This is a genomic window from Thioalkalivibrio sp. ALJ2, from assembly GCF_000378325.1.
Classification (GTDB): domain Bacteria; phylum Pseudomonadota; class Gammaproteobacteria; order Ectothiorhodospirales; family Ectothiorhodospiraceae; genus Thioalkalivibrio.
This window is the reverse complement of sequence record NZ_KB899556.1, coordinates 25779-37843: the sequence shown is the minus strand read 5'-3', so window position 1 is coordinate 37843 and position 12065 is coordinate 25779. Positions and strand designations below refer to the sequence as shown.

9 protein-coding genes are annotated in these 12065 nt (G+C 65.5%); 6 read left to right on the top strand and 3 right to left on the bottom strand.

Annotated elements, in window-relative coordinates:
- Positions 1–3 precede the first annotated feature (3 nt).
- The gene (locus F468_RS0107435) at positions 4–4080 is read right to left on the bottom strand and encodes an efflux RND transporter permease subunit (RefSeq protein ID WP_018994864.1); all 4077 of its coding nucleotides are present in this window, start codon (positions 4078–4080) and stop codon (positions 4–6) included.
- Positions 4081–4105: 25 nt separating this feature from the next.
- A complete protein-coding gene (locus F468_RS0107430; RefSeq protein WP_051080571.1) occupies positions 4106–5212 on the bottom strand; it encodes an efflux RND transporter periplasmic adaptor subunit in 1107 nt (368 codons plus the stop codon).
- A 496-nt stretch (positions 5213–5708) separates the two neighbouring features.
- On the opposite strand from F468_RS0107430, the gene F468_RS0107425 reads away from it, so the two are divergent.
- The 3 genes from F468_RS0107425 (at position 5709) to F468_RS0107415 (ending at position 8238) form a co-directional block, all read left to right on the top strand.
- Positions 5709–7073, top strand: coding sequence for a sigma-54-dependent Fis family transcriptional regulator (locus tag F468_RS0107425; protein WP_018137706.1), 1365 nt, complete (start codon positions 5709–5711; stop codon positions 7071–7073).
- A 109-nt stretch (positions 7074–7182) separates the two neighbouring features.
- A complete protein-coding gene (locus tag F468_RS0107420) occupies positions 7183–7503 on the top strand; it encodes a rhodanese-like domain-containing protein (protein WP_018137705.1) in 321 nt (106 codons plus the stop codon).
- Positions 7504–7509: 6 nt separating this feature from the next.
- A complete protein-coding gene (locus tag F468_RS0107415) occupies positions 7510–8238 on the top strand; it encodes a glycosyltransferase (RefSeq protein ID WP_018137704.1) in 729 nt (242 codons plus the stop codon).
- Between the two features lie 17 nt (positions 8239–8255).
- Here the strand turns inward: F468_RS0107415 and F468_RS0107410 are convergent, their stop codons facing one another.
- On the bottom strand, positions 8256–9179 hold the full coding sequence (locus F468_RS0107410) for an MBL fold metallo-hydrolase (RefSeq protein WP_018137703.1): 924 nt from the start codon (positions 9177–9179) through the stop codon (positions 8256–8258).
- Between the two features lie 239 nt (positions 9180–9418).
- Between F468_RS0107410 and dapC the strand changes: the two genes are divergently transcribed.
- Genes dapC through F468_RS0107395 form a run of 3 tightly spaced genes read left to right on the top strand, consistent with a single transcriptional unit; the run spans position 9419 to position 11811 of the window.
- Positions 9419–10612 carry a succinyldiaminopimelate transaminase gene (dapC, locus tag F468_RS0107405; RefSeq protein WP_018137702.1) on the top strand — a complete coding sequence of 398 codons (1194 nt, stop codon included), beginning with the start codon at positions 9419–9421 and terminating at the stop codon, positions 10610–10612.
- Between the two features lie 31 nt (positions 10613–10643).
- Positions 10644–11465, top strand: coding sequence for a 2,3,4,5-tetrahydropyridine-2,6-dicarboxylate N-succinyltransferase (dapD, locus tag F468_RS0107400; protein ID WP_017925459.1), 822 nt, complete (start codon positions 10644–10646; stop codon positions 11463–11465).
- A complete protein-coding gene (locus F468_RS0107395) occupies positions 11458–11811 on the top strand; it encodes an ArsC family reductase (RefSeq protein ID WP_018994862.1) in 354 nt (117 codons plus the stop codon). Before dapD ends, F468_RS0107395 begins: the two co-directional genes overlap by 8 nt.
- Positions 11812–12065 lie beyond the last annotated feature (254 nt).

Genomic DNA, 12065 nt, shown 5'->3' with positions numbered 1-12065 from the left:
CGTTCATTTCAGACGGATCCCGCGTCGCCCGCGGCCTTTGGCGGATCCGCCACTGCTGCCCCCTGTACCCTTGCGCGCACCGCTCGAACGGCCCGCCGTACTGGAGGTCTTGCCTCCTTCTGATGCGGACGACTGGCTGGTCGCCTTCTTCTTGCTGGACTCGGAACTGGATGGGGTCTTGCCCGCCGGCTGGCCGGAGGCCGTAGTACCGGACCGGCTGGACGAGGACCTGGAAGAGGTCTTTGCAGACCGGCCACCGCTCTTCCCCGCTTGCGTCGGTTTCGTACTGGTCTTGCGCACTGTTTTCTGCTTTGTGGCCGGCGCGGCGCTCGTACGCCGGGAAGAACCCTGCCCGGAACCTGACTGCGCTTTCGCAGCGGGGGAGGTGTCCTCGTTCTTCGACTTCGTGCGACTGGATTTCGGCGGTGGTTCCGCGGGGGCCTCGGGGTGTTCCGGACCGACGGAGGAATCGGCCCCATTGGGGGCTTCGACGGTCGACCCACCCGATGTGTGGGCCGGGCCCGAGCCCTGCGGGCCAGAACCGGAACCACCCGGTTGCGGACCCGCGCCGCCACTCGGGCCCCCCGGCCCACCGCCCCCGCGCCACCAGTTACGCAGCAGGCGGAAGATCGCCAGCGCCAGGTCCCGCATCCCTTCGAGGAATGCCAGCACGAGGCTCTTCAGATACAGGCCGGCCAACTGGACCGCCTGAGTAACCGGACCACCATCGCGCGGACCAAACAGGTCCTTCTGCTGACCCGAACCCAGGGGCGCCTGCCCAGGGCCGGCGGAATACGCGGCGTTACCACCGTCGGCATCGACCGTTGAGGGACAGAAAGCCCGCCGACCGGATATACAGCCCAGCGGGATCACTAGCAGGGTCAGCAGCGTGGCCACCACGGTGCCGAACATCAGCGAGATCGCCATGCCCTGGAAGATGGGATCGAACAAGATCACGCTGGACCCGGCCAGAAGCGCGAAGGCGGTGATGATGATCGGGCGCGTACGGGCCTGGCAGGCCATGATCATGGCCTCGCGCACGTCATGGCCCTGATCGACGGCCTGACGGCCGAAGTCCACCAGCAGTATGGAGTTGCGCACGATGATCCCCGCGAGGGCGATAAACCCGATCATCGAGGTCGCCGTGAACTCAGCGTTGAGCAGCCAATGGCCGGGGATGATCCCGATCAGCGTCAACGGGATCGGCGCCATGATGATGCCCGGCAAAACAAAGTTGCCGAACTCCCAGACGACCAGCATGTAGATCAGGATCAGCGCGATCGCGAAGGCGATGCCCATATCGCGGAAAGTCTCGTAGGTGACCGTCCACTCGCCGCCCCACTCGAATGCCACCGATCCGTCGTTGGCTGGGGGCCCGATCCAGTGCGGCTGCACTTCGCTGCCGTCCGGTGCCGTGTAGTCCGCGAGCTGCTGCTGGACCTCGAGCATGCCGTACACCGGCGCAGCCAGGCGCCCCACGACCTCGCCCGTCACATACTCCACCGGGCGCAGGTTCTTGTGGTAGATCGGCTCGTCCTGCGGGCGCTGGACGAAGCCACCCAGCTCGACCAGCGGGATCAGATCACCATTGCGCGACGCTACCGGGAGCAGCTCCATCTGCCGCACGTCTACCCGCTGTTCGTGTGGCAGCCGCAGCTGGATCAGGTGTGGCTCGACCAGGGACTGGGCTTTCACGTCGCCCACGATCCGACCGTCGAGCGCGGTCTGCAGGGTGCGGTTGACCGCCTCCACCGTCACACCGCGACGCAGCGCCTTGTCTCGGTCGACTTCGAAGTGCCAAACGTTGTGCGGCGCCTGCAGGAAGGTGTCCACGTCGTCGATGTGCTCGGCACCGGCGAACATCTGCTCCAGATCGCGGGCAACCGTCCGCCGCGTACTGGCATCCGGCCCGTAGACCTCGGCGACCACCGACTGGAGCACCGGGGGGCCCGGCGGCATCTCGACCACCTGGATGCGAGCACCCGCGGCTGCCGCGAGCGGTGCGAGCCGCTCGCGCGCCTCCGTGGCGATCTCGTGGCTGGAGCGGCGGCGATCTCCTTTGTCCACCAGCTGCACCTGCAGATCGCCCTGCCAGGGCTTGTCCCTCAGGTAGTAGTGCCGCACAAGACCGTTAAAGTTGAACGGCGAAGCAGTCCCGACGTAGCTTTGCACGCCGGTGACTTCGTCGAAGCCGCGCAGCACACCGGCCATTTCCTCGCTCAGCGTGGCGGTCTCGGTCAGCGCCGTCCCCTCCGGGAAGTTGACCATCACCTGGAACTCGGGCTTGTTGTCCAGCGGCAGCATCTTCACGCGCACGTCAGTGGTGAAGAACAGGCTGACGACCAGGAAAAACACCAACACAATCCCGATCAGAAACGCGTAGCCGCGCCAGCGGTGATCGGCCAGCCCGGGGATCGCCCAGCGAAAGAACCCACCCAGTCGTTCGGCCTGGCGGTGCTCCTTCTCCGTCGCCTTGGCGAGATAGCCCATGCTGGGTCGCAGCCGTTGAGTCAGCCAGGGGGTAAAGACAAACGCGGCCACCAGAGAGAACAGCATCGCCACCGACCCCAGCACCGGGATCGGCTGCATGTACGGGCCCATCATTCCGGACACGAAGCCCATGGGCAGAAGCGCTGCGATTACGGTAAACGTGGCCAGAATCGTGGGATTGCCCACCTCGCGGACCGCATCAACCGAGGTCTCGGCATCGATCCCGCGTTTCATCAGCCAGCGGCGATAGATGTTTTCCACCACCACGATGGCATCGTCGACCAGGATCCCGATGGCAAAGATCAGGGCAAACAGGCTTACGCGGTCGATGGTGTATCCCAGCACCCATGCACTGAAGACCGTGAACAGGATGACCACGGGGATGACCACCAGCACCACGATGGCCGCACGCACCCCGAGGAAAAGCCCCACCAGGATGGTCACCGCAAACGTCGCGATGAAGAGCTTGAAGATCAGCTCGTTGACCTTGTCGTTGGCGGTCTTGCCATAATCGCGCGAGACGGCGACCTCGACGTTGTCGGGGATGGTGTCGCCCTTGAGCTGCTCGAGGCGCTCCAGTACGCCGTTCGCCACCGTTACCCCGTTACTGCCTGGCTTCTTCGCAATCGCGAGCGTCACAGCGGCAGCACCATTCGCCGCTGCATCCGGGTCCGCGGCGGCGGCGCCGGAGTAGTGGCGCACGAACTGATCAACCTCGCCCGGGCCGTAGATCACCTCGGCCACGTCGCGCAGGTAGACCGGCTGCCCGTCGTCCACCGCCACCAGCAGTCTTTCCAGGTCCTGTGCCCCGGTGAAAAAGCGCCCCGTATACACCGGCGTGCTGAGGCCGCCGCTCTCGATGCGTCCAGCGGTGTCTTCCAGATTGGCCGCCTGGATCGCTTGCTCGACCTGATCCAGGCTCACCCCGAACCCGGTCAGGCGATCGGGCTGCACCTCTACCCGAAGCGTCTCTTTGCGACCGCTGACGACAAAGCTCTGGCTGGTATCGGGGACCTCATTCAGCTGCTGTTTGGCCTCCAGCGCAATCTGCCGCAGCAATGCATCGTCCACCTCGTGCGACCAGAAGGTCAGGTTCACGATCGGCACGTCATCCGCACCCTTGGCCCGAACCAGTGGCTCGCTGGCCCCGGGAGGGGTCAGATCGCGATGGGCCAGCAGCTTGTCATGCACCTTGACGATCGACGATTCCATATCCTCGCCGACGTCGAACTGCACGGTGACCATCGCCTCGCCCCGGTGAGAGACGGAGTACACGTTGTCCACGCCCGAAAGCTCGCTCATCAGGCGCTCCAGCGGCCGGGCGACCAGGCTGGCTACCTGCTCCGACGGCACGCCGGGATAGGTCACCATGATGTCGACCATCGGCACCGAGATCTGCGGGTCTTCCTGTCGCGGCGTGACGATGAGCCCGAGGATCCCGATCGCGATACTGGCCAGCAGCAGCAATGGCGACAGCGGCGAATGGATAAACGCGGCCGCCATGCGACCGGCGATGCCGGGCTGATGGTGGTGGTTGTCACCACCGTCTTCCGGCGACGATCCGGAGGGATTGTTGGTGTGTTCAGCCATGCGTCGGTGTCGGTTCCTTCCTCACCTACATCTGCGCCCCGGGCGCGAGGCCCGGAGTAGCGGGAGGGTGGTGGTAGCCGGAGGCGCCAGGCGTCGCAGGGGCATGAGAAGGCCGCTGACGCTCGCCCTGCAGCAGGACGTACTCGCCAGGCTCCAGACCCGAGGTCACGACCACCTCGCCATCCCGCACCGCACCGAGCCGGACGGCCCGGATCCGGGACTGGCCTTCGCCGTCGACCACCGCGACGCGCGGCAGCGCCCCGCCCGGAATCAGCGCGCTCTGAGGGATCAGCGCATGGCCGGGTGCGCTGTCGGCTGACGGCAGACCGACCGAAACGTGCATACCCGGGCCTCCGGAGACGCCTCGTGGCAGATCGAACTGCACGGTCACGGTATGCCGACGCGGGTCAGCCATGGGGAAGATCCGGGACACCCGTGCCTGGACCGTGCCCCCGGCATCCAGGCGGGCGGGCACCACATCGCCCTCGGAAAAGGCGGCAACCAGGCGCACCGGTACCTGCGCTTCAATCCGCAGGTAATCGACATAGCCAAACGTGACCAACGGATGCCCGGGCTGAACGGTGTCGCCCGGTTCCACATGCTTGCGCATCAGCAATCCGTCGAACGGGGCCTCCGAACGCGTCTCGCGAATGGCCGCATCCAGTTCCTCCACTCGCGCCCGCGCCTGCTCCCAGCGGGCCTGGGCCTGATCGACGCCGACGTAACGGGAGTACAGGTCGGTATGCCGATCCAGCGAAGGATCACCGAACCCCATGAACTGCCCCATGGGCCGGGTGAACATCTGGTCGAACATCGAGGGCATACCCATGCCGGGCATCTGCCCCAGGCTGCGCGACTGAGGCGAGATCATCTCGCGCCCGTACTGCATGCGCGCTTCGTTGATCGCGGCCTCGGCCACCCGCATCTCGGACATGGCCGCGCGCCGCTGGGCCAGCAGACGGTCGTCGGAAATACGTGCCAGGAGCTCGTCCTGCTCGAAGCGATCGCCTTCGGCACCGGTGAGTTCCACGACCCGCCCCGCGGTCTGGGCGCTCAGGGTGACCTCGCGAAACGGAATAACGGTGCCACTGACCGTGCGGTATTCAGGAGCCGCCGCCCGGACCTCGACCATTTGACTGCTGGCGGCAGCCGTACCATAGGCACTCGCCAATATCGTGGCGAGCAGGGACAGGACCACAAGAGCAGCCCTCGATGACCTTGTCACGTTCTCCCTCCTACGCCGGACCCCGGGGCTCCGGCGAGCTCGACGTTCTTTATAAATAGCCCAATTTCGAAGAAACGGGCCTTTTGGCGGCCTGGACGCCTGGAGAGACAGGGAGAGATGACACCGCACCAGTTCGACAGCAGGCCCGCTTCATGCCGGGCGGAGGAAGCAGAGTCTATGCCAATATACGAAACTACTTATTTATCAATAAGTTCATCGATATTTTCTTATTTTTTAAACATGGTGTTGCAACAGCAATGCAACGATCCTGCAACGTACGCGCAACGTTCTGCTGCAATCAGAAAAGGCCTTGCATTTGCTGCCGGGACCATTGCCACCTTTACTTCACTGGCCGTATGCTCGAGACAAGACCTCGCACAAACAAAGCGGGGCGGGAGGAGACATGACCGGTACGGAGTTGGCGAAGATCTGCATACGGCACAGCCGCGATCCCCACCTGATCGTCGACCATCAGAATCAGGTCCTTTACGGAAATCCCGCCTTCTTCCAGCTATTCCGACTATCCGAAGACATACCCCTTTCCCTGGAGCATTTGGGCCCCGTCAACCTGCTTGCCGAATTGCATGCGGCTTCGCCCATGACCGCCACCGAAGTCCCGCCTCACCTCGACTTCAGCACCCGACTCGAACTGCACGGCGAAACCCTGCCGGTGCGCGTGATCACGCAGTCGATCCGCATGCAACGGGACGAACGTCTCCGCCTGTTGACCCTTCAGCCGCTGCGCAGGCGCCCCGACGAGAACTGCGAACCCCTGACCTCCAGAGAGGAGGCCCCGGAGGCTGCGTCGGCGGTTGTGGATCCAGTGCATCCGCTGGTTTCCCGGGACCCCGAATGCCGCAAAGCCCTGCACTTCGCCCGCAAGGTGGCGTCGAGTGACGTGCGGGTCGTGTTGCTGGGCGAATCGGGTACGGGCAAGACGCACGTCGCGCGGGCGATGCATGCCCACAGCCCGAGGGCATCCGAACCGTTCATCGAGGTGAACTGTGCGGCCATCCCCGAGGAACTCCTGGAGTCCGAGCTCTTCGGTCACATTCGGGGGGCATTCTCCGGCGCCATCAGCGACCGGGTGGGGCGTTTCGAAGCCGCAGACGGGGGCACGCTTTTTCTCGACGAAATCGGCGAGATGAGCCCGAAGCTGCAAGCCAAGCTTCTGCGCGCGGTGCAGGACGGTACGTTCGAACGTGTGGGGGAGAATCAGCCGCGTTCGGTAAACGTCAGGGTCATATCCGCATCCAATCGCGACCTGACGGCCATGGCCGCGAACAACCAGTTCCGCACCGACCTGTTCTATCGCCTGGCGGTGGCCAGTGTGTACCTGCCGCCACTACGGGAACGCCCGCTCGATCTCGCCGAAGCCATTTCCCAGTTCGAGCAGAGGCACCAGGTGGTTGTGGCCGACGCGTTGCGCAACAAGCTGCTGAACTATTCCTGGCCCGGCAACTTCCGCGAGATGGAAAATGTCTTCCAGTGCATGTGCTTGCGCGCCAAAAATGGGGTCATACATGACTTCCCACTCTCCGACCCTCTGGCCCCCGGCCTGGCCGGAATGCGGGAGGCCACCTCCAACCTGAACGCAGCGGCACAGGACTATGCCCCTGCCCCCTCGTCCCGGATGGAACACCCCGAAGCGCGACGGCTGCGCGAAGCCCTGGTTGCGAATTCCGGAAACCGCACCCGGGCCGCTCGCGCCCTGGGGATCGACCGCACCACACTCTGGCGCAAGATGCATCGTTACAATATGACCTAGCCACAATCTGATCGAGCCGCCGGACCTGGTCTGGGTCCCGAACCGACCGCCCCGATCGTCCGGGGCGGTGCTTTTCATGTCACACGCAACACACTAGACGGTCAATCGTATGCGCCAGATGTCCCCCCGGGAATTGCAGGATCACCTTGCCGAGACGGACCAGCCGCCGGTCCTGCTGGATGTACGCGAGCCCTGGGAATACCAGCGCTGTCGCATCGACGGCTCGAAGCTGCTCCCGATGGGCGAGATTCCGGCGGCGTACCAGGAGCTGAACCCGGACGACGAGATCGTGGTGATCTGTCACCACGGAGTTCGCAGCCAGCAGGTGTGCTGGTTTCTTCAGCGGGCCGGCTTCAGCAAGGTGATCAATCTGTCCGGCGGCATCGACGCCTGGGCGCGTGACGTCGACCCGCATATGGCGACCTACTGATACCCCGTGCGCGGGCTCCCGGCGCTGTCGGTCATCGTCCCGGCCTGGAACGAGGCACAGTGGCTTCCGCACACCCTGGCAGCCCTGCAGCAAGCCCTCGCGGACGTGGATCGACGAACCGAGATCATCGTAGTCGACAACGCCTCCACGGATTCCACCCCGCAGATCGCACAGCAAGCCGGCTGTCGCGTCGTGTTCGAGCCGGAGCGGCGCATAAGCCGCGCCCGCAACGCGGGTGCCCGGGCCGCCTGCGGCGATTACCTGCTGTTCGTTGATGCCGATACCTGGCCGGACGCCGATCTGATCCGCACGACACTCGACGCCCTGGACAGCGGCAAGGTCTGCGGCGGCGGCGCACGCGTCGCGTTCGATCACCTGACCCATCGCATCTACCGCTGGGGTGCGGCGGCCTGGAACACCCTGTCGGCGCGGCTGGGACTCGCCGCCGGCTGCTACGTCTTCTGCACCCGCGAGGCCTTCGAGGCAGTCGGGGGGTTCAGCGAGCGGGTTTATGCGGGCGAGGAGGTGTTCCTGTCGCGCGCGATGGCGCGCTGGGGCCGCCACCACGGGCAGCGGTTCCGGATGCTGGAGACACCCGTGTTGACCTCGGGACGCAAGGCGGACTGGTTCAGCCCCGCCCAGCACATCCTGGTGGTGCTGCAGGCCCTGCTACTGCCCTGGAGCCTGCGCTCGCGCCGGCTGGCCTGGTTCTGGTACACGCGCCCGAAGGGATGATGAGCGCCCGTTGAGCGCTACTGGCGACGGGCGGCGTCGAGACGCGCCATTAACGTGAGCAGGCGCATGATGTCCGGCGGTGCGGTATCGCCGCGATACTCGCGGTACAGCGTGTCCACGTTGACCGCGATCCGCTCGGCATCCCCCCAGTTGGCGTAGTCGCCCAGCGCGATGTCGAACGCGGCCTCCTCCGCCGGCATTCCGGCTTCGAAACGCGCCCGCGCCTGCGCATCGATGTACACCAGATAGTCACGCACGCGCCGGGCACCGGCCTTGTCGGTGATGGGCCCGTGGCCGGGCACAATCAGCTCGACATCCATCGCCAGGATCCGGTCGATCGCGGCGATCCAGTTGCCCACCGGGCCAGCCCACATGATGGGTGTCCCTTCGATGAACAGGATATCGCCGGTGTAGACGACCCGGTCAGCCGGCACATGCACCAGCACATCCCCCTGGGTGTGAGCGGGACCCACCTCGATCAGCTCCACGGCCTTGTCGCCTACCGTCAGATCGAGCCGCCCGGAAAAGGTGCGGGTCGGGAGTGTCAACTCCACTCCACCGAAATCGAACGCACCGAACGAGCGCTGCAGGTACTGCCCTACCTCGCCCATCGCGCCGCTTTGCGCCATCAGGCCGGCCAGCATCGCCGGCGGCAGCTCCGGCATCTCGTCGGCACTGGCCTGTGAAGCAATGATCTCGGCCTGGTGCACCAGGCGGTTGCCAAAGGTGTGGTCACCATTGGCATGCGTATTGACCAGGAGATTGATATCCCCCGCGGCGATCCCGGTCGCGGCATCCATTTGCGCGAGCATCTCGGCCGTCAGGCGCTCGTCGAACAAGGTGTCGACCAGCAGCGCCTCTTCGCCATCGCGGATCAACCCGGCATTGCTCCAGCCCCAGCCGCCATCGGGTTGCAGATAGGCCCAGGCGCCGTTCCCCAAGTCATGCAATCCCTTACGGTAGGCACTTGGGCCCCGCTTCCCCTGCGTCGTGTGGTCGTGGCTGCACGCCATGCATCGCTCCCGATCGGAAACGGCCAAGCCTGCCGCATGGCCAGCGCGAGAGCAAAACCAGTGCATCCACACTGGCCGCACAGGAAGCGAGTGGATCTCCCATTGGTGTTTGGCTCCGGTATACTGCGCGGTCTTTCGTTTCCCTCGAACACGACGCCCGAGCCGCCATGAACCCGCGCCTGGACCGGCTACAGCCCTATCCGTTTGAACGCCTGCGCCGGCTGTTCGCGGATCTGCAACAACCCGCCGACCGGGAGCCGATCGCCCTGTCGATCGGCGAGCCGCGTCATGCGCTGCCGGGGTTTGTCGAACCGGTGCTGCGCGACACCCTCCAGGGCTACAACCACTACCCCACCACCCGCGGCGAGCCCGCGCTGCGCGAGACCATCGCCGCGTGGCTGCAACGGCGGTTCCAGCTGGACGGAGTGGACGCCAACCGGCAGGTACTACCCGTCAGCGGTACCCGCGAGGCCCTGTTCGCGATCGCCCAGGCCGTCGTCGCAGAGAAGCCCAGGGCGCGCGTGCTGATGCCGAACCCCTTCTATCAGATCTACGAAGGTGCGGCCCTGCTGGCCGGGGCGGAGCCGGCCTTCTACGACCTGGCGCCGGAGAACGGCTATCTGCCCGATTTCTCCGCGGTCGATGCCGCGACCTGGGATGCGGTGCAACTGGTCTATATCTGCAACCCGGGCAATCCGGCCGGGGCCTGCATGTCCGAGTCGGCAATGCAGGAGCTGATCGGCCTCGCCGACCGGCACGACTTCGTGATTGCGGCGGACGAGTGCTACTCCGAGATCTACCACCCGGATGCCGAACCCCCGGGCGGACTACTCGGCGCGGCGGCCCGCATGGGCCGTACCGGCTTCGAGCGCTGTATCGTGTTCCACAGCCTGTCCAAGCGCTCCAACCTGCCGGGCCTGCGCTCGGGGTTCGTCGCCGGCGATGCCGAGCTGCTCGACCGCTTCGCGCTGTACCGCACCTATCACGGCTGCACCCTGCCGCCGCCCACGCAGGCGGTCAGTCGGGCGGCCTGGGCGGACGAGGCCCATGTCGCCGATAATCGCGCGCTGTACGCCGAAAAATTCGCCGCGGTCGTGCCGATCCTGCAGGAGGTCCTGGACGTGGAACCGCCCGCCGCGGGCTTCTATCTCTGGCCACGCGTGCCGGATGGCGACGACGAGGCCTTCGCCCGTCGCCTGTATGCCGAAGCCGGCGTCACGGTGCTGGCCGGACGTTACCTCTCCCGCAGCGACCCCGAGACCGGGCACAATCCCGGGGCCGGACACGTGCGCATGGCGCTGGTCGCCGAACCGGCGGCCTGCATCGAGGCGGCCGAACGCATCGCCGAACTATACAAATAACGAATTTTTAAACACTTAAAAGGACTGTTTCATGTCGGACATCAAGAGCATCATCGAGACCGCCTTCGAAAGCCGCGCCGAGATCAATCCGCGCAACGTGGAAACCAACGTGCGTGACGCCGTGAACGAGGCCATGGAGATGCTGGACAGCGGCCAGGCCCGCGTTGCCGAGAAAAAGGGTGGCGACTGGGTCGTCAACGAGTGGCTGAAGAAGGCCGTGCTGCTGTCGTTCCGCATTGCCGAGAACGAGTTCATCAAGGGCGGCTTCACCAACTACTACGACAAGGTACCGTCCAAGTACGCCGACACCTCCAGCCGCGACTTCCGGGAGGGCGGCGTGCGCGTCGTGCCGCCGGCCACCGCCCGTCGCGGCAGCTACATCGCTCCCAACGTGGTGCTGATGCCCTCCTACGTGAACATCGGCGCCTACGTCGACGAAGGCACGATGGTCGATACCTGGGCCACCGTCGGCTCCTGCGCGCAGATCGGCAAGAACGTGCACCTGTCCGGCGGCGTCGGCATCGGTGGCGTGCTGGAGCCACTGCAGGCCGCCCCGACCATCATCGAAGACAACTGCTTTATCGGTGCGCGCTCCGAGGTGGTCGAGGGCGTGATCGTCGAGGAAGGCGCCGTGATCTCGATGGGCGTGTACCTCGGCCAGTCGACCCGCATCTACGACCGCGAAAACGACGAGATCCTGTACGGCCGCGTGCCGGCAGGCGCGGTGGTGGTGCCGGGCAACCTGCCCTCGAAGGATGGCAAGTACTCGCTGTACTGCGCGGTGATCGTGAAGCGCGTAGACGAGAAGACCAAGGCCAAGGTCGGGCTGAACGCCCTGCTGCGCGATGTCTGATCTCGTCCTCTACGGGATCGCCAACTGCGACACCGTGCGCAAGGCACGCCGGGCGCTGGATGCGGCCGGCGTGGACTTCCGCTTTGTGGACTTTCGCAAGGACGGGCTCGAGGAGGCGCAGTTGCGCCACTGGGTGGATGCCGCTGGCTGGGAGACCCTGGTGAACCGGCGCGGTACTACCTGGCGCCAGCTCCCCGAGGATACGCGTGAGGCCATCGACCAGGAGCGTGCAATCGCCCTGATGCTCGAACATCCGACGCTGATCAAGCGCCCGGTCGTCGAGCGTGGCGACGACGTCTACGTTGGCTGGACTGCGGCGACCGCGCGTGAGCTTGGGGCTGGCTAACCGTTTCTAGCGGGCTCCGGCGCTCGTGGCTCTAGCCGGCACTTCGTATTGGCTGGGCCGGGTTCGGCATCTGGAGTCTACGGTGGCTTCGTCCGGCCGCCTGCCTGCGCTGTCTCGCCAGCGCACCGCGCCCGTTTTTGATCAACAACTGGCTTCTTTGCTCGTGCAAAGAAGTACCCAAGAAACACGCCCGACTGCCGCGACCCCGGCCCGCTGGGCGGGCCGGGGTTTCCCTCGCTCCGAGGGTTTTCGCG